The organism is Sphaerospermopsis sp. LEGE 00249, assembly GCF_014299995.1.
Taxonomy (GTDB): Bacteria; Cyanobacteriota; Cyanobacteriia; order Cyanobacteriales; family Nostocaceae; genus Sphaerospermopsis; species Sphaerospermopsis kisseleviana.
The window spans coordinates 1-19,242 of the sequence record NZ_JACJUZ010000072.1; the positions used below are offsets into that span (position 1 = coordinate 1).

The 19,242-nt window shown below is 36.9% G+C and carries 15 protein-coding genes and 1 pseudogene; 4 read left to right on the forward strand and 12 right to left on the reverse strand.

Annotated features, from left to right (window positions below):
* Window positions 1-218: 218 nt before the first annotated feature.
* Entirely contained in the window at window positions 219-1,208 is a 990-nt protein-coding gene (locus tag H5968_RS20125) for a DnaJ C-terminal domain-containing protein (RefSeq protein ID WP_187041379.1), read from the forward strand.
* Window positions 1,209-1,543: 335 nt separating this feature from the next.
* On the opposite strand, the gene H5968_RS20130 is transcribed toward H5968_RS20125, so the two are convergent.
* The 3 genes and pseudogenes from H5968_RS20130 to H5968_RS20140 form a co-directional block, all read right to left on the reverse strand.
* A complete protein-coding gene (locus H5968_RS20130; RefSeq protein WP_187041380.1) occupies window positions 1,544-2,197 on the reverse strand; it encodes a glutathione S-transferase family protein in 654 nt (217 codons plus the stop codon).
* 300 nt (window positions 2,198-2,497) lie between these two features.
* Window positions 2,498-3,046 (reverse strand): peroxiredoxin, encoded by a 549-nt coding sequence (locus H5968_RS20135; protein ID WP_187041381.1) that lies wholly within the window; start codon window positions 3,044-3,046, stop codon window positions 2,498-2,500.
* Between the two features lie 188 nt (window positions 3,047-3,234).
* Window positions 3,235-3,837, reverse strand: a pseudogene (locus H5968_RS20140) (peroxiredoxin).
* A gap of 229 nt (window positions 3,838-4,066) precedes the next feature.
* On the opposite strand from H5968_RS20140, the gene H5968_RS20145 reads away from it, so the two are divergent.
* Window positions 4,067-6,187: an amylo-alpha-1,6-glucosidase gene (locus H5968_RS20145; RefSeq protein ID WP_187041382.1), complete on the forward strand. Its 2,121-nt coding sequence runs from the start codon at window positions 4,067-4,069 to the stop codon at window positions 6,185-6,187.
* A 660-nt stretch (window positions 6,188-6,847) separates the two neighbouring features.
* Here the strand turns inward: H5968_RS20145 and H5968_RS20150 are convergent.
* Window positions 6,848-7,786: a bile acid:sodium symporter family protein gene (locus H5968_RS20150; RefSeq protein ID WP_187041383.1), complete on the reverse strand. Its 939-nt coding sequence runs from the start codon at window positions 7,784-7,786 to the stop codon at window positions 6,848-6,850.
* A 101-nt stretch (window positions 7,787-7,887) separates the two neighbouring features.
* Between H5968_RS20150 and H5968_RS20155 the strand changes: the two genes are divergently transcribed.
* Window positions 7,888-8,250, forward strand: a complete 363-nt coding sequence (locus H5968_RS20155) for a hypothetical protein (RefSeq protein ID WP_187041384.1) — start codon at window positions 7,888-7,890, stop codon at window positions 8,248-8,250.
* Between the two features lie 53 nt (window positions 8,251-8,303).
* Here the strand turns inward: H5968_RS20155 and H5968_RS20160 are convergent, their stop codons facing one another.
* The gene (locus H5968_RS20160) at window positions 8,304-9,101 is read right to left on the reverse strand and encodes a Tab2/Atab2 family RNA-binding protein (protein WP_187041385.1); all 798 of its coding nucleotides are present in this window, start codon (window positions 9,099-9,101) and stop codon (window positions 8,304-8,306) included.
* A 1,124-nt stretch (window positions 9,102-10,225) separates the two neighbouring features.
* Here H5968_RS20160 and H5968_RS20165 point away from each other — a divergent pair.
* On the forward strand, window positions 10,226-10,522 hold the full coding sequence (locus H5968_RS20165) for a DUF4277 domain-containing protein (RefSeq protein WP_370569795.1): 297 nt from the start codon (window positions 10,226-10,228) through the stop codon (window positions 10,520-10,522).
* A 390-nt stretch (window positions 10,523-10,912) separates the two neighbouring features.
* On the opposite strand, the gene H5968_RS20170 is transcribed toward H5968_RS20165, so the two are convergent.
* The 7 genes from H5968_RS20170 to H5968_RS20200 all read right to left on the reverse strand — a co-directional run bounded on the left by H5968_RS20170 (window position 10,913) and on the right by H5968_RS20200 (window position 18,991).
* The gene (locus H5968_RS20170) at window positions 10,913-11,332 is read right to left on the reverse strand and encodes a PIN domain-containing protein (RefSeq protein WP_187041386.1); all 420 of its coding nucleotides are present in this window, start codon (window positions 11,330-11,332) and stop codon (window positions 10,913-10,915) included.
* Window positions 11,329-11,625: a hypothetical protein gene (locus H5968_RS20175; RefSeq protein ID WP_370569796.1), complete on the reverse strand. Its 297-nt coding sequence runs from the start codon at window positions 11,623-11,625 to the stop codon at window positions 11,329-11,331. The genes H5968_RS20170 and H5968_RS20175 overlap by 4 nt, the downstream gene beginning before the upstream one ends.
* A 71-nt stretch (window positions 11,626-11,696) precedes the next feature.
* The gene (locus tag H5968_RS20180; RefSeq protein WP_187041388.1) at window positions 11,697-11,957 is read right to left on the reverse strand and encodes a hypothetical protein; all 261 of its coding nucleotides are present in this window, start codon (window positions 11,955-11,957) and stop codon (window positions 11,697-11,699) included.
* 425 nt (window positions 11,958-12,382) lie between these two features.
* On the reverse strand, window positions 12,383-13,582 hold the full coding sequence (locus H5968_RS20185; RefSeq protein WP_096572132.1) for a 4-hydroxy-3-methylbut-2-enyl diphosphate reductase: 1,200 nt from the start codon (window positions 13,580-13,582) through the stop codon (window positions 12,383-12,385).
* 206 nt (window positions 13,583-13,788) lie between these two features.
* Window positions 13,789-14,619, reverse strand: a complete 831-nt coding sequence (locus tag H5968_RS20190) for an SGNH/GDSL hydrolase family protein (RefSeq protein WP_187041389.1) — start codon at window positions 14,617-14,619, stop codon at window positions 13,789-13,791.
* A gap of 282 nt (window positions 14,620-14,901) precedes the next feature.
* The gene (locus H5968_RS20195) at window positions 14,902-16,281 is read right to left on the reverse strand and encodes an ammonium transporter (RefSeq protein ID WP_304944934.1); all 1,380 of its coding nucleotides are present in this window, start codon (window positions 16,279-16,281) and stop codon (window positions 14,902-14,904) included.
* A 496-nt stretch (window positions 16,282-16,777) separates the two neighbouring features.
* Window positions 16,778-18,991 (reverse strand): CHASE2 domain-containing serine/threonine-protein kinase, encoded by a 2,214-nt coding sequence (locus H5968_RS20200; RefSeq protein WP_187041391.1) that lies wholly within the window; start codon window positions 18,989-18,991, stop codon window positions 16,778-16,780.
* Window positions 18,992-19,242 lie beyond the last annotated feature (251 nt).

Genomic DNA, 19,242 nt, shown 5'->3' on the forward strand with positions numbered 1-19,242 from the left:
CCCTGCTCCCTGCCCCCTGCCCTCTGCCTTCTGCCTCCTCAAGAGTACGGTAATTGCGCTGGCACTATGAGCGACAACCACACTGGATTTTTGCTATTCTTTGCTAATTTAGGATCATCATCCTGTTTCCGGGCATTAGACCAGGCAAACAGTAAATCTCAACATCTTAGAAAAAAACATAACTTAACTTTACCTAAATTTTTACAGGAGGCTGGTAGATGGCTGCAACCGATTTTAAAGACTATTACTCAATTTTAGGAATTACTAAAACTGCCACTCCAGAAGAAATTAAACAAGCTTTTCGTAAATTAGCCCGCAAATACCATCCCGATGTTAACCCCGGTAATAAACAAGCAGAAGCAAAATTTAAAGAAGTTAACGAAGCTTACGAAGTTCTCTCTGACTCCGATAAACGCAAAAAGTATGATCAATACGGTCAATATTGGCGGCAGGTAGGAGAAGGTGGTTTCCCTGGTGGATCAGGGGTAGATATGAGCGGTTTTGACTTTGGTCAATACGGCAGTTTTAATGATTTCATTAATGATTTATTTGGTGGTGCAGGACCACGCACCAACAAACAAAGTTATTCCTATCGTACCTCTACAGGTAAACCAGGTACAGGTTTTGGCGGTTTTAATGATTTTGGTTTTCAAGATATGGGCGGTGCTGCTGCCCAAGATAGTGAATATACTATTAGTCTCACTTTTGCTGAAGGATTCGCAGGAGTGCAAAAACGGTTTAGTCTAGGTAATGAAACTATAGATGTTCGTATTCCCGCAGGTGCAAAAACCGGTACTCGCTTGCGGGTGCGGGGTAAAGGTCAAGTTAACCATAGCACTCAACAACGGGGAGATTTATATTTAAAGGTGGAACTGCAACCCCATTCTTTTTTCCAATTTGAAGGTGATCATCTCGTTTGTGAAGTACCAATAACTCCTGATGAAGCTGCTTTAGGTGCTTCCATTGATGTTCCTACTCCTGATGGTAGTGTAAATGTCAAGTTACCTGCGGGAGTGCGTTCTGGTCAATCTCTGCGTTTGCGTGGTAAGGGTTGGCCTTTAGCTAAAGGTGGACGTGGTGATCAATTTGTGAAAGTTGCGATCGCACCCCCCAAAGACCTCACCCCACAGGAGCGAGAATATTATGAAAAACTCCGCTCTATTCGTACCTACAACCCCCGTAGTCATTTGGCACAGGTGAAATTGTAAGGAGTCAGGAGTCAGGAGTCGTAGGGGCGAAGCATTGGGAAAACAACCTTGGACAAAAATTAATAATTTATCCCACCTTCCGCACCCTAAACTGTCACACAACGAAAAATGGTCATTTGGGGATTTGAGATTGGCGAACTGCTTGCAGCAGCGCTTCGCTATCGCTACCTAAACTTTAGACCATTTTGTATTAAAATTATCCTCAAAGGTCTTCAAAAATCCGAAATTACCGATTGTGACACTGGGGGGTGCGGAATGTGGGCTAAATATTTCTTCACTACCCAATTTTTGATCCATATCCCTAACTTTTTCCATAAGTCAGAGATATTAGCTTGCTATCCCATTCTTTTGATTAACAACTTGTAATAATTTGCCATCATCTCCGGTGTCGCTTGGGTAGCTTGCCATGCTGGACGTGCAACTAGGCGATCGCACCAAGCAGTCAATTTTGGATAATCGTTGAAGGAAATACCTGTTTTTGGCAACCAAGGTATGAGTGTTCCCGCTACAACATCACCTAAAGTTAGATTATTGCTGCCAAAGAATGGACGGTAATCAAGTAGATTCTCAAAAAACTTCAATGCTGTATTAACTTTTATCTTCGCTTGCTCAATTGCTTCTGGATTTTTTCCTGGTAAATCGAACATTACTGACATCAGCGGCTCCCTGGCTGGTAATATTTCATTGACACAAATGTGTTGCACCATTTGCACAATTGCTAAATCTTTGGCATCTTTTGGTAACATTGGTGGGTTTGGATATTTAGCTTCTAAATAATCCAAAATCGCCAAGGACTCCACCATAGTCAAACCGTCATCTACCAAAACTGGAATATGATGGAAAGGGTTAATCGCTAAAAATTCTGGTTTAAACTGCTCGTCGTTGATCAGTTTAACTTCTACCAATTCAAATTTTAATCCTTTTTCTATTAGTGTAATCCAAACTCGGCGTGGGTTTACATGAATTGGCGAATAATAAAGTGTTATCATGGGAAAAAGTTATACCTGTATTTATCGCTGTATTGGGTTTTATTATACACGCCTTATCGTCAAAGATTTTGAATACTAAGCTGTTACACAGCTAAATTGTATAATCCTAATATTCTGAACTCTTGTTTAACAGGCAAGATGCCTGTTCCACTTATACAAATTAAATGCACAACAGCTTATAACGAAAATTTACATACAGCAGGGAAAAAGGAACAGGAAATAAGGGTTTCAGTATGTACTGGGTCTTGTTCAATAATCAAATAACTAGGAGTCGTATATATTGATTTTATTCAAATCTCCTTAATTTCTATTTCCAGCATACTTTTCTAGCAATGTCTCTACACTAGCGTTATGATCTAAGAATGAAAATAAATGTCTGTAGATTAATTTTCCATCTTTATCTAATACAAACTGCGCTGGTAAGGGCGCTCCTAATGCTTGCCCTGTGTGATATGTTCTAAAAATATGACAACTAGGATTTATTAATAAGGGCATTTTTAATCCTAAGTCTCTTACTACTGCTTGACTTTGGTGTTTATCTGTGCTGGTGATCATTAAAATTTCTATACCCCGTTTTGTAAATTCCTCATAATTTTCATTTAATGCTTTAATATGAGGATAACAAAAAGGACAATATTGTTTTTCTGTAAAAATTCTTGTAAATGCTAAAATAACAGGCTGTTGACCACGATAATCTGATAATTTGATTGTACGATTATTGGTAACATCTGTTAATTTAAAGTCAGGTGTTAATATTCCCAATCTTAAATCATCGAGTGCTGGTTTGGGTAACAAATTGCGGAAAAATCGCTCGTTCAATAAACCTGTAAAATCTGTAGATGTCAACATAAATAATTAAAAGTTAAAAGTTAAAAGTTAAAAATTAAGAATGGGTAATGGGTAATGGGTAATGGGTAATGGGTAATTCAATTTTGGATTTTGGATTTTGGATTTTGGATTGTATTTGATGAACTCCAATCTAAAATCTAAAATCTAAAATCTAAAATTTTCTTCACCAATCACCAATCACCAATCACCTACACTGCTGCGAAGTAAACTTTAGACTTCACAGGATCGGGAACCATTGTTTTTTCTCCGGGTTGCCAACCAGCAGGACAAACTTCGTCTGGGTGAGATTAAACGTGCTGAATAGCCTGTAATGTACGCAATGTTTCATCTACACTGCGACCAAATGCTAAGTTATTAATGGTAGAATGTTGAATTACACCATCTTTATCAATGATAAATAAACCACGCAAAGCAATACCAGCTGCTGGATCGAGAACGTTATAGTCTGCGCTAATTTCTTTCTTGATGTCGGAAACTAGGGGATAATTTAAGTCACCCACACCCCCAGATTTACGATCTGTTTGAATCCAAGCGAGGTGAGAAAATTCACTATCTACAGAAACACCTAAGATTTCTGTATTAAGATTCTTGAATTCTTCGTAGCGATCGCTGAATGCTGTGATCTCGGTGGGGCAAACAAAGGTAAAGTCTAAGGGGTAGAAAAACAGGACTACATACTTGCCGCGATAGTCAGAAAGTTTGATGGTCTTAAATTCTTGATCTGCTACAGCTGTTGCTGTAAAATCGGGAGCCTGTTGACCAACACGAAGACATCCATTATTGAGTGACATTTAACCTAGTTCTCCTTGAGTTTTATATCCATTTTTTGGCGTGGGTATCTGGGTTAGATCAACCATTCCTCCACGCTCATCACAGTTTAGTTACAATCTGTTACGACTATATCATAGTCATTACGATTTTGAGAACAGTTGATAGTTAATAGTTGATAGTTAAGAGTTTTTACCAATGACCCATTACCAATTACCAACTACCCATTACCCGCTACCAATTTAAAAGCCAATGTTTGATTTAGATACAAGAGAATGGTTACTAACTAATGGCTTAGGTGGTTTTGCCAGTGGTACAGTTGCGGATGTGCATACACGGACTTATCATGGTTGGTTATTTGCGGCTACAAATCCACCTTCAGACAGAAAATTACTACTTTCCCATTTAGAAGCAAGTTTAGAAATCCCAGGAAAAGTTATAGCACTGGGAACAAATCTTTGGGGTACGGGTAAAATTGAACCAACAGGATATAAATTTTTACAACAGTTTGATCATAACCCAGTTCCCAAATGGGTTTGGAGTGGGGATAATTGGCAGTTATCTAGGCGTTTGGTAATGCCAAATTGGGGACTGGGGACACTTCGACAAGCTCAGTGCATCGCTGGGGACTGGGGACTAGAAGGGGATAGGGTAAAGGTCTGTAGCAATAATCAAAGAGTTTTGATTGAATATCGGTATGAGGGGAAAGAGGAAGGGATTTTAAGGTTAAGGTTGTTTATAGGCGATCGCAATTTTCACCATCAACAAATAGGTAACAAAAAAATCCAGTTTTCCCAATTACTCCATCAAAATATACTGTGTTTACAAATGAATAACTGGGATAACTTTTGTGGTAACTTTGGTACACCTTGGCATTTACGATGGACCCAGGGAAAATATCAAGTAGATGGGTTATGGTATTGGAATTATAGTTTACCAGCAGAAACAAAAAGAGGATTAGGCGATCGCCAAGATTTATATAGTCCTGGTTATTTAACCGTAAACTTGCAACCAGGAGATACAGTCACCCTAGAAGCTAAAGTAGGTTTCCCCGACTCCCAAGAAAATTTTTCACCTGATAGTTTTACAGAAGCAGTAGTAACAGAACAAGCAAGAATAGCGCAGATTTTTGGGTGGGGAAATGAGGAGACGGGAAAATGGGGTGAAAATTCTTCCTTAACACTTTCTTCTTTACTGTCACCTGTTACCTGTCACCTATCACCTATTCAAAAACAACTACTCAAAGCTAGTGATCAATTTATAGTTTATCGTGATTCCATAGCAGGTCCTACGGTAATTGCAGGATATCATTGGTTTAATGATTGGGGAAGAGATACATTAATTGCTTTACCAGGATTAACATTAGTAACAGGACGTTTTGAAATTGCTAAAGGACTGTTAAAAACCTTTGGGAGTTACTGTCGTCATGGACTCATACCGAATACTTTTCCTGATGTAGATAACGAACCATTTTATAATAGTATTGATGCTGCTTTATGGTGGATTGAAATTTTAGGACTTTATTTAGAAACTACTCAAGATTGGCAATTTTTGTTAGAACAATTTCCTATTGTGCAGCAAATTCATAAAGCTTTTGTCAGCGGTACTCGTTATAATATTCAAGTTGATGCTATTGATGGTTTAGTGTCTTGGGATGCTCAAGATGTAGCGTTAACTTGGATGGATGCACTGGTAGAAGGAATACCTGTAACACCACGTTGCGGTAAAGCAGTAGAAATCAATGCTTTATGGTATTCTGCTTTATGTTGGTTAAGTAAATGGTCAGAACATTTAAGTCATGAATATATAGATCATTCTAGTCGTTTAATCAGTCAAAAACAACGTTATCAACAACAAGCAGAACTGGTAAAAATATCCTTACAAAAATTTTGGCATCCCCAGTTAGGTTATTTATATGATCTCATTGATTTAGAGGATAGTCGTAATTCCCAAATTCGCCCCAATGCTATTTTAGCTTTATCTTTACATCATTGTGCTTTTTCTCAACAGCAAGGACAAAAAGTTTTAGACTTAGCAACTTCCAGGTTATTAACTCCCTATGGTTTACGCAGTCTTGATCCTAGTGATCCAGAATATCAGGGAAAATGTGAAGGAAGTCCGCAAAAACGCGATCGCGCTTATCATCAAGGTACGGTTTGGACTTGGTTGATCGGTGCTTATATTCGAGCTTGGGAGCGTTTTTATCCTGAAACACCCTTACCTTTTGACTGGAAACCGTTGTTAGATCATTTTTCATCTAATGGTTGTTTAGGTTCAATTTCGGAAATTTTTGATGGTGATGCACCCCATACTCCTAGAGGTGCGATCGCACAAGCTTGGTCTGTTGCTGAAGTTATCAGACATTATAAATGATTGTCTCACGCAAAGGCGCAAAGGCGCAAAGAGAAAGTAAGATTTATAGGAAACTCTAGGTTAATCAAGTTATAGATACAAATTATAAGCCGTTGTGCATTTAATTTGTATAAGTGGAACAGGCATTTTGCCTGTTCAACAAGAGTTCAGAATATTAGGATTATACAATTTAGCTGTGTAACAGCTTAGTCGCGTTGATACACCATTCCAAAATCATCCCGATTATCCTGATACTTATCATCAACAATTTCAGATTTTACAAACTGCATTAAATAACATCAAATTAGATCCCAATCATCAAAGTAAAGGAGTTGTTGTTATTGGAGAACCAGGAACAGGGAAAACTCATTTAATGATGCGACTTACCCATGAAAGATTAACAAGCAACCGATTATTATTTATTCGGCAACCTAATAATTCTCAATCTATCCCCTGTGAGCCTTAATACCCTCCCCGCTTGCAGGGAGGGGAGACAAAGCACAGCTTTGGCGGGGTTGGGTTCTTCCGGTTTAATGATCAGCAATCAAGCTGACACGATATTAGCCCATGACTTGTATCATGCTGCCATATCACCACAAGACTTTTATGGCTACAGCACGCTACGCAAACAGCAAACCCTATTGAGGGGATGCTGAATAAATGTAAAACCTAGAAAATTGCCTATTGCCTCTTGCCTTCTGCTACAATTTCGGATTTTGTTGACACATTCTGACCACCGGAGAGCGTTGATTTGGATTTCTTTTTAGCCAACTTTCTGCCGTAGCAAATAGCAATAAACCCAGTGATATTCATAAATAAACCATAAACCGCTGCTGGTATTCCCATATCAGGGCTGTTAAGAAGTCCCAGAGCAATTGTGAAGGCTAATGTAGTGTTTTGAAAACCTACTTCAATGGCAATGCAGACTTTTTGAGGATGATTGAGTTTTAAAAGGTTACTAAGCAGAAAACCTAGAGACATTGAAATTGTATTTAACAAGATAACACCAATTCCAACTTGTAGAATAAAGCCAGGGAGACTTTCCCACTCACGAATAATTAACAGCAGAATGATGATTGCTAAGAATGCTCCTGCGACACGGTTAGTTACTTTTTCCAAAGAAATGGCAAATTTAGGAAACTTCTGCCGTAGTAACATCCCCAAACCTATAGGACAAAGTATCATCAGAAAAATTTGCAGTATTGTTTTTCCAATGGGTAGAGCGAGGGTTGCATTTTGTCCTATAAAATGCTGATATGCAAGGTTTCCTAACACCGGAATTGTAAATACTGTAATCAAACTGCTAAAAGCGGTGAGAGTGACTGAAAGTGCAACATCACCTTTAGCGAGGAATGTAATTATATTGGAGGAAACTCCTCCTGGACATATTGCCACTATCATTAACCCCATTGCGATCGCAGGTTGCATGGGTACAACTTTAGCAATGATAAAACCAATAATAGGTAACAAAATTAATTGACTGAACAAACCAATAGCGACTGCTTTGGGATATTTTGTTACTCGTTGGAAATCTTCAGGGACAAGAGATAATCCCATCCCTAACATAATGATCGCTAAGGATAGAGGTAGAACAACTGAACTTAAAAAACTTGCTTGCATATCTGTATTTAATTAAACAATTAATGAAAACAATAATTAGTATTTCATGTTTTATAAACATTTGTCAATCAATAATGAATCAAAAAATACAGATTTTCAAATTGATAACTAATAAAGTTAATGTAATTGTTACAAACTTCATTTTGCATGCTTATGTGTTATCATTTTCAGAGGCGATCGCTAATGAATTAGAAGGTACAGGTGTCACTGTCACCGCACTTTGTCCTGGTCCTACTGCATCCAAATTTCAAAAATCCGCAGCAATGGAAGAATCAAAAATTTCTCATGTTAATAGAATGATGACAACTGAAAGTGTGGCTAAAATTGGTTATGATAGTTTAATGGCAAATAAAACTATTACTATTCCCGGAATTAGAAATCAAATATTAGCTAGATCCGTGAGATTTGCACCTAGAAATATAGTTACCAAAATTGTCAGAAGTATGCACGAATTGAGGAAATAATTTCAGAATTTAGGAGTCAGGAGTCAGAATATTGACTTGCATTACAAATAATTTTACTGTTCCTCTTTTAACAACCAAAAACCGCTAAAAGTCATCCCTGAATCATCAGGTTGTACCAATAAAAAATGCAAACCTTTACTTAATTGTTTGCGTTGTTGATAAACTTTTGCTGCTGCTGTAACTTCTGCATCTTCAAAAGTTGCTAAAATCCATCTATCTGCTAAACCTGCTTCTAAAATTAACCCATCAGGTGAACCAGGAATATAATTTAAACTCACAGGGTTAGTTTCTTGTAACCATCTTACTAAACGCAGAGATTGTCTACCACCATAAATTATCACACCGGGAATAGGAACAGTTGAAGCTAAACCTAAATTAATTGGTTGTAGAAATTCTGGTATTTGTAAAACAGGAATCGGACGATCTGCAAATTCATCAATAATATCACCAGCTTGAATATTTGCAAAACGCCATTCTTCACCCCAGAGATTTTCTGGTAATGGTGTTGGTGGTGGTTTATCAATAACTAAGGAATATTGCTTTTCTTGCAACCATTGTTTTAACGCTTGAGTGCGACGGGTAGCTTCAATTTCAATTTCTAAATTATTCGCTGCTGCTGTAATTAAACTTAAAGCTTGAGGACGAAAAACTTGAATTAAATCAGGTAATTTTTCCTTAGCTGCTAGTTTAAAATGTTCTGTTAACCAATTTGAATTTGCTTGTGACTGGGGACAGGTAGCGATATATTCAAAGTGACGACTTGGATCACAAATCAATAAATCCCATAATATCTGTCCTGCTGTATCTTTTTGGGGACTGCGATAAAAATCAACTTGCCAAATTAGACTCATGATTACTATTGATGTTTTTTGTTGTCAATTTAATTTTTACCATAAAACGGGGTGTAGTGGAAAATTTACCATCGGTAAGCAGGAGAGTAATCATCAGTCATTGGTTTTTAATACTTTAGATATTTTAATACTTTAGATATAAGTTGGTTAATTTTTCCTATTCCTATGAGTATTAAGTGATAGATCTCCCCTTTGTACTTGATACGTAATTGTTAAAATCATAAGTTTTAATTGACCATCACTGTAGTTAAATCATACTACTTTTTGAAGTGCGGAATGTGGGTCTTAATGTTGACACACAAAAAAGGTTTGGTGGTTAACCAAACCTCGCTATAAATCCAGTGCATAACAACATCCCAAAGTAATTTAACCTGTCTGGTTTTGTGGCTGCATCTTCCCAGAGGATGTATGCAAATATGCGAAAAACTGATAATAGATGATCCGGTTGCCAAAAATTCAGTTATTACCCCAAATAAAAAAGGACGGGGGTTATCCCGTCCGCACTAATAGCTTGAAAGTGGCAATACACCTTGGAATATAAAAAAAATAGTAGAAATAACATTCAATAGGTTGTCAGGATTGTCAATGACATCAACAATAAAAACGGTAATTTAAACCGTGTAAATTGTTTGATTCATAGATTAATCTCTGCAACTTTGATTAATCTAGCACAATTAATTTTTGAGTTTCTGCCAAAATGGCAAATATTACAATGACAAAAGAGACGGGTTTTAACCCGTCCACGGTATAATAATTAAAAACATCTTGGTAATTTCTGTAATATATCAGGTTACTTTAGTGGATGATTGCCAAAATGCCAAATCCCACATTCCGCACCCACAACTGTCACACCCCAAGGAAATGGATGTATTTAGTACATAGGAACTAATTGCTGAGAAGATTTGTTAAAGCTTAATAGGAATTATTACTATTTAGATAGAGATACAGTTAACAAATACAACTAAGTATAAAATTATTGGTTCTTAGGTTATTTTGATAGAAAACTGAGTTCAAAATCATTGAAAAGTTTATCCTCAATTACGATGAAAAAACTAAAAAAATGTGTTGACTCAACAGAAAAATGAGAAAATTGAAATAGATACTTTGGTGGAGTTTCTGTTGTCATGTTTAATGTAAAAGACCTTGATTTGAAGAAGATAGACCATTTAGGGATAGTAGAAATAATTAATAATTTACTAGGATCAGAACCAGAAGAAAAAGTCAGTGCAGGTCAGGTAGTAAAGGCGATGATTTTAAACGGTTTAAGCATGATGTCACAGCCTTTATATATGTTCCCAAAATTCTTTGAATTAATCGCTTGTGAACACTTAATTGGTGCAGGAGCAAAACCAGAATATTTCAATGATGATAAGCATATTTTAATTGGACTATTTAGCTCATTAATCAAATTAATGTTCTGAAATTTTCATGGCGTTTTTAACTTTATTTTTAGATAAGCATAAGTTAAAATCATGTATTGAGATTATCAGGATAAAATTATATTATTAAAATTCTCTACTAAACCACTCTTATATTTATTGCTCCTTATTGAGAATACATCTAATAACTTTTCCTATCCAAAATCTATTTTTTTTGAGCCAAAGGTGATTTTATACTCCTTTTTTATAAATCATTTTCCGTAATAACCGATTGTGACAGTTAAGGGTGCGGAATGTCGGATTTACTGGTGCTGATTCTTGGTGTTTGTAGGTTGTTTCAGGTGGTTTAATTAGGAGGAAATTGAGGGATAATTTTGGATTTTGGATTGGATGTTTAAGGTCGGTCTAAAATCCAAAATTAGTTTAAATCAATCAAGGAGAGTTGGTTAATTCCTCAATTAATTGGTCAGGAGTAAGAATTCGCGGTGTAACTACGGGGAAATCTTGAGAATTACGGGTAATAATCGCATCTAATTGATTAACTACAGCAGTGGAGTATTGAATGGCATCTTCAAAATCTTTAAAATTGGTTGTGAAAGCCATTGTAATTGCAGCCTGATTTACCGTGGCAATTTGACAGAAAGTAACTAACTGATTTAAATAGGTAAGCGTCCAATCTCGACCTCTGGCTTTACGGATGATATAATACAAATCACTAAAAGTTGAAGCTGAAATAGAACCTGCAATTTTCCCTTGTTCAATCAGTGATAAAACTTGTTCACTTGTATTCCAAAAAGGCTCTCTTTCTAGGGCATTATCAATGATAATATTAGTATCTAGCAGGATTTTCACAGGTTATATTTCTCCTTTAAATATTCATATTTAGCTTGTTCTGGATCAAAGTCTGCTGGAACGGGTGGGGCATTTTCAAATAAACCCTCAAATGCTTTTATCTTAGATTTTCTCTTTGGTGTTTCTGGTGCTGGTTCACTTGCTGGGGTTGTAGTATTATCAAGCGTCTCAGTAGCTTGCCAAACTACAATTTCTACATCTCCAGGAGGTAAATTCAGGGGGTCGGTAATTACTAATTTACCAGATGAATCAATTTTTCCTTTGAGTTTGTATGCTTGCATGATGTTTTTCACTAGAAGATGTTTCTATATTATCTCGTATTCCCTCAAAGTAAATATATAAAAAATTGCAAGTGTCAAAGAAATTATAGTCTTTTATCTTTTGGTGCTGTTTCAAGAATTTTTTTCAGTATTATATCTGATGCAAGACGGATATCTCTTATGGATGCTTCTTGGATAGACGCATATCTAACTGAAAGTTTTAAGCCTTTTTTATTGGACTCTTCTATAACCTCTTTGTATTCACCTATGGTAAATAAATATATATCTTTCTGAATTTCCTTAAATTCTTTTATACTTTTAGTGTAGATTAACAAAAGGGCTAAATATTTTTTTGCTTCAACCAAGGACTCTTCTATTTTATCTTTGTTTTCTTCAATATCAAAATAAAGAGTTAATACTGTTAAGAGATTTTTAATACAACCAGAATAAATATCCCTGATGTGCAGGGTAAGAGCATCTCAATCAGGCTTGACATAAGGGCTTTTCGGAATCTAATGTAGAGTCAATGAAACAAGAACGTATCTCTATCTAAATAGTAATAATTCCTATTAAGCTTTAACAAATCTTCTCAGCAATTAGTTCCTATGTACTAAATACATCCATTTCCTTGGGGTGTGACAGTTGTGGGTGCGGAATGTGGTCCAAATAGCTGGTGATTGATGATCGGTGATTGGTAATTGGAAACTAGCGTAATATCCAGATACCCGACTTCTGTCAAAAGTCGGGTATCTAGCTTTTCAACCTTTTATGTTTAATTATGTTGATCTACTTACCAGTTTGCTTTTAAAGCAAAAATTTTCTCAATGATATCTTCTACAACTTTATCAGGTGTAGAAGCTCCAGAGGTGACACCAACAACTATTTCTCCTTCCGGTAGCCAGTTTTCTGCTATTGTCAATTCTCCAGTTAATTGCCGATGTTCGATGGCGTTAGCTGAGAGAATACGCTCAACGCTATCAATGTGATAGGAAGGAATATTGCGGTCAAAAGCTATCTGTTGTAATTGTGTAGTATTTGAAGAATTAAATCCACCAATTACTACTATTAAATCTAAATTGTGTTCGACTAATTCCAACATGGCATCTTGTCTTTCTTGGGTAGCGTCGCAGATGGTGTTGAAACTTTGGAAATGTTGATTTAATGCAGCGGGTCCATATTTCTGCATCATGGTTTTCTCAAAGAGTTTACCAATTTTTTCGGTGTCACCTTTGAGCATGGTGGTTTGGTTGGCAATACCCACTTTTTCTAAATCTTTGTCAGGGTCAAATCCAGCAGAACAAGCTTTAGCAAACTTGGTTAAAAATTCCTCACGGTTGCCACCATTGAGGATATAGTTAGCCACATATTCGGCTTCTTGTAAATTCAAAACAATCAGATATTTACCTGCAAAGGAACTGGTAGCAACGGTTTCTTCGTGTTTGTATTTACCGTGAATAATTGAGGTAAATTCGCCTTTTTTGTGTTTTTCAACTGTGTTCCAAACTTTGGAAACCCAAGGACAAGTTGTATCAACAATTTGGCAACCTTTATCATGTAAAATTTGCATTTCTTGGACGCTGGCACCAAAGGCGGGCAGAATGACTACATCACCTTGATCGACAACAGAAAAGTCCTTTTTATTAGCTTCAACAGGAATAAATTGGACTTCCATTTCTTGCATCCGTTTGTTCACAGAAGGATTGTGAATTATTTCGTTGGTGATCCAGATGCGTTCTGTGGGGAAGTGCTGACGAGTTTCATAGGCCATTGCTACGGCACGTTCTACACCCCAGCAAAATCCAAATGCTTGTGCTAGTCGGATAGTAACATTACCTCTTTGAAGGATGTAGTTGCGATCGCGTATCTCTTGAATTAAGCTACTTTCATACTCAGACTGCAACTGAGTGGACACTTCTGCTTTATGTCCAAATCCTTTCCGATTGTAATTTTCTGAATGTTGGAGGCTGCGTTTAAAAGCTTTGGTATCCATTTTGTGTTGTCTGCTAAAATCAATATTTCTTATTTTCTCTTGCCAAGACACAATTCAGTTAATGTGGTGATTGGTGATTGGGAAAGAAGGGAATAGGGAATAGGGAATAGGGAACAGGGAATAGAAGGGAATAGGCAATAGGCAAAAGCTAATATTGTCCCCTTGCACCCTGCCCCCTGCACCCCTGCTTTCTTCACTGTCACCTGTCACCTGTTCCCTATTCCCTGTTCATTGTAAATCTGCAATGCAGTGCGCCAGACTGTGTAACCTTGGGGATTAAGGTGTAAACCGTCGGTGCTAAATTCTCGACGCAGATCACCTTGCTTGTCAGTGAACAAGGGATGTAAGTTGACATATTTAATTCTTTGTTGATTCGCTATTTTTTCTAGTTCCTCATTTAACTTGCGAATACGACTGTTAGGAATAGCTAATAGTTTTTCCCGTCCTTCCCAAGTTGCTTCTTCTCCCCCATGTGGCAAAATCGACTGTAGAACAATTTTGGCTTTGGGGTGCTTTTTCCGTAGATAACGGATGATTTGTTTTTGATTGGCTAAAATTTCTTCATCACCTACGCCGCGAATCATGTCATTAATGCCAATCATGATTAAAATGACTTCTGGTTTGGTACGGTCAAATAACTCTAATCTTTTTAATAATCCTTCGCTAGTTTCACCAGAAATTCCCTGATTTAACCAATTTTTGCCTTCTGGCAATAAATCAGGTGGAAACCATAAACTTAAAGAGTCTCCAGCTAATATGGTTAATTTTTCTGGCGGTTTTTCGGCTGCTACTTTGGCTTCTTGTTTAAGAATTTTTAGCCATTGTTGATAATTTAGTTTATGACGTGGTCCTAACTCTGGTATGAAAGCTTGGTTTTGAGGGTTGAGGTTGACTGGTTGTGGGGGAGTGCTAGTTGCAAAGGCAGTGGTCAATTTCTGCTGTCGCCAAATCAGTAAAATGATGGCTAACATCAGGATACCATTTGTCACCAGTAAGAAAAATCCCCAGATTGGAAATGGTTTTGCGGAAGTGGACACGATTAAAAAATTAAAAATTCAAAATTTAACCTTGAAAATTTATTCTGTGGTCAGTTAATGCCGAGTAAGTTCAATTTACATCAAGTTTACAAAAATTTAGTAATTTTGCTTTTGAATCTTAAATGATAAAGTCCCCAAATTCTTTAAGAAGCTGGGGATCTCACGGACTTGCAAATAAAAAATAACCAATTGTTGAGTAAACAGGGGTGGTGGAATGATGGGGAGATGGGGAAGATTAATAGCCCAGTCACCAGTCACCAATCACCAATCACCTATCACCTATCACCTATCACTATAAACGTTAATGCGATCGCCAAACTCGGAGTTATAACCTTCTTCTCCGTGTTCGTGGATATCTAAACCTTGGTTTTCTGCTTCCTCTTTTACACGCAGACCAATGGTAGCATCAATAAATTTGAGGATGATCCATGTACCAGCAGCCGCGATGATATAAGCTATGGCGATCGCTGCCAATTCTACAAATATTTCCCCAAAATTACCACGTAATAGCCCATCTTTCCCGCTTGGGTTGACTTCGGTACTAGCAAAGATGGCGGTTAAAATTGCTCCTAATGTTCCACCCACACCATGTACAGGATAGGTGTCTAAGGCATCATCTACATTCAATTTGTGCTTGAAGCTTACAGCATAAAAGCAAACAAGAGAAGTAATAAAACCTATTAATATTGCTGCTAAGGGTGTGACAAATCCTGCGGCGGGAGTAATACCAACTAAACCGGCTACTGCACCTGTAGCAGCACCTACGGCGGTGGGTTTTCCTCTCAGGGTTGCTTCTAAAATTAGCCACATTAACGCACCTGCGGCGGCTGATGTGTTGGTAGCAACGAAGGCTACTGTGGCAATACTACCCGCAGATAAGGCGCTACCAGCGTTAAAGCCAAACCAGCCAAACCAAAGTAAGCCAGCACCCAATAAAATGAAGGGGACGTTATGGGGTGGACTGAGACGATCTGGGTGGTTTTTCCGAGGTCCGAGAACTATGGCTGCTACCAGTGCAGAAACTCCTGAACTAATATGTACTACTGTGCCACCAGCAAAATCAAGAGCGCCTAAACCACCGTATAAGCCCAAAAATCCACCTTTTGCCCAGACTGCATGGGCTAGGGGTGTGTAGATAAAGGTTGACCACAATAGCACAAATAAGCAATAAGCGCGGAAACTCATCCGTTCGGCGATCGCCCCAGAAATTAAGGCTGGAGTAATAATTGCAAACATGGCTTGATAAATCATGTATGCTTGATGGGGTATTGTTCCCGCATAAGAAACTATTTCTTCCGGGGCTGAACCTTGCAAATATCCGCTTGTTTCTAAACCGACACCGTTTAACCCTAACCACTGTAAGCCACCGATGAAGGGTAAACCAGGAGCAAAGGACAAACTATAACCCCACAAAACCCAGGTGACTCCGACAATGGCCATCAACACAAAACTCATCATTAAGGTGTTGAGGATATTGCGCGATCGCACAAAGCCACCATAAAAAAATGCTAATCCAGGTGTCATCAACAATACCAGTGCCGATGAGATCAGCACAAATGCCGTATCTCCAGTATCAGGAGCAGTTGGTGTATTTGTTCCTTGGGCTAAGGCATTACCCATGAGTGGGAATACTAACAAACATAGGGTTAAAACCCCAATCATCACAAATTTCTTCAACACTTGTTTTTGTTCCTATGCACCGAATTACCTCACATTACTTATTTAAGTAACGTTTTTTTTGATACTATCTATGTTGTGAAAGTTACTCAAATTTCCTTTTGGGAGAACCTTAACAAAAAAAATAATATTCATTTTAGTTTCTAATCGTAAACATAGAAATTTACTTATGTATTATTTGCATAGTTTAATGTAAAAATTTGCATTATATATATAATATATATAAGACTTAGACAAGATTTACATAAGCACAAGTATCAGTAATAATTTATACTATATACAAAGTAGTAATTCATAATTACGAATTACGAGGCAGCATCCCAATTTTCAAAAAATAACCACAGCAACACTAAAAATCTCTTAAACTCTCTTAACTTTGTGTCCTTTGCGCCCTTTGCGGTTCAATCATATTAAGTCTTGGGGCATATTATTTCCATAGATAAAAATAAATTTACACATTTGGAATGCTGCCAATTACGAATTACGAATTACGAATTATTAATGACTTCAAATCTTGAATAACTGAGGTAGCAGACTGATAGCGATCGCCAAAATGATAACAAACCATTTTATCTAAAATCCTTGCTAATTCATCGCTAACATTAGTTCTGTTTCGCCACATAATATTACCAGTTTCAGGATTTGCTGGTAGTTCTTGGGGAGGTATACCTGTAATAGCTTGAATCCCAATCATACCTAAAGCATAAATATCACTACATAAGCGGGGATGACCGGCAAATTGTTCTGGTGGTGAATAACCTCTTGTGCCGATAGCAACAGTAGCTAATTCCGTTTCTCCTTCTATTCGTGGTTGAATTAATTTGACAGCACCAAAATCTATTAACACCAAGCGATTATCTTGAGTACGTCTGATAATATTTGTAGGTTTAATATCCCGATGAATTACACGGCGTTGATGGATAAAAACTAAAATTTCTAAAATTTCCGTCAGCATATCTACAACAAATTTTTCACTTTTCACACCTGTTTCTGGGGGTAATTCTTCACTTAAAGTATGTCCAGAAATATATTCTTGAACTAAATAAAATTCTTTATTCTCTTCAAAAGAAGCAAAAAATTCAGGAATTTGATCATGTTTACCGACAACTGCTAAAATTTCCGCTTCCGTGTTAAATAATCTGCGGGCAACTTCCATAAATCTTGTATCTCTACGGGCGGGCATTAATTGTTTAACTACACAAATAGGATTACCTTTTTGTTGTGTATCTTCTGCTAAATAAGTACATCCAAAACCACCAGAAGCAAGGGTATTTAAGATTTTATAACGCCCTGCTAAAAGTAAATCATCAGTTTTGAATGTTGATATTTCTGAAAAATCAAAGTTGTTAAAATCCGATGGCAGTTGTGTCGATTGATCCAATATTAAGCTGATTTGAGCAATAGCTTCTTGTTGTTTTTCAACTTGCAGCAGAATAGCTTGACTTTGTTTTTGAGTTTGATAAGTCGTGTAACCCATGACAGCAACACTAGTAATAACTAAAGCTAAAGAAGGAGTAAATAAAGGTATCCATATTGCTTGCAAATACAAACCAGCCGCAATTCCTACAATACTAACAATAATAAAAAATTCTACTATTATTAATAGTAAAGGATGTCGCCATTGCCTTGCTACAATAGCACCTACAATAGAACAAATCCAAATCCATAACCATTCATAAGTATCTGGAAAGTAATATATTATAGGTCTATTATCGAGAACTGCACTAATAATTTGGCTGGCTATTTGGGCATGAATAAAAACACGAGGCATTCTCGCTGGTTGGTCTGATAAATTGCTATAAGGTGTATAGTAACCAGGATGTACACTAGCGGCAGTAGTTCCAATAATTACTAAGCGATCTTTTACCCAATTGGGGTTAACTTGATCTGTGAGAACTTGTGTGAGAGTAACTTGTTGGGCTAGGTTATTCGGGTGACGGTAATTTAATAAAATTTGATAGCCATCGTCATCTGTATCTTGATAATTACCTGCGTCTTTATATAAGCGGGGAAATATAGTTTTACCTATTTGTAATTCTTGTTTTTCAGTAAAACTATATTCAATACCTTGTTTTTCTAAATAAATAATAGCTAATAAAGCAGCAAAGGAAAATCTAGTTTTACATTGATGATCTTTTGTTGTATAATCAACAAATAATAAACCACGACGGATAACTTGATCAACTGCGTTATCGGTCACTACATCATCAAAACCGATGTTATCTATAGGAAAATTGGCAGGTGGGGCAACTTCTGATCTATCAATATTACTTAATAAACAAGTGGCAATAATTTGATTTGGCTTTTTGAGATTAGCAGCTAAATTTTTTTGTTCATGGCGATAAATATTTAACCCAATGACACGGGGTTGATAAGACTCTAATTTTTTTAGTAATTTATTAATAGTTTGATCGGATAAAGGCCATTTTTCCCTGTTCAGATCCTCTTGAGTAATTGTCACTAATAAAATTCTGTTATCAGGAGGTTCTGGAGGGCGCGAACGCAACATCTGATCATAAATGCTTAACTCACTATTTTGTAACCATTTGATTTCACTTATTACCCATATTAAACTTGTCACTACTAGACTACTAAACAGAATAATTGATAGGAAATTAGGGACACTAAAAGTTAAAGGTGAACGTTGATCTTGCAGGAGAACAGCACGGATTTTTACTAAAATTTCATTAATCACTGTGGAAATAACCTAGTTTGTTGACACTCTCCGGGCTAAGACCGGGTAGATTATACATTCTACGTCAGAATTTGCTTCCTTCAACTTTCAATACTGTGGCTGATTAGAGATCAGAACTTTTGTATTATCAATAGACCTCTTGTAGTCATTAAATCTGTATAACTTGAAACCTGTTTTAGAGACAATTCATGAATTGTCCCTACCATAATTTTCACAAGATGTGTAATATGATATCAAGTTCTAAAAGCTAA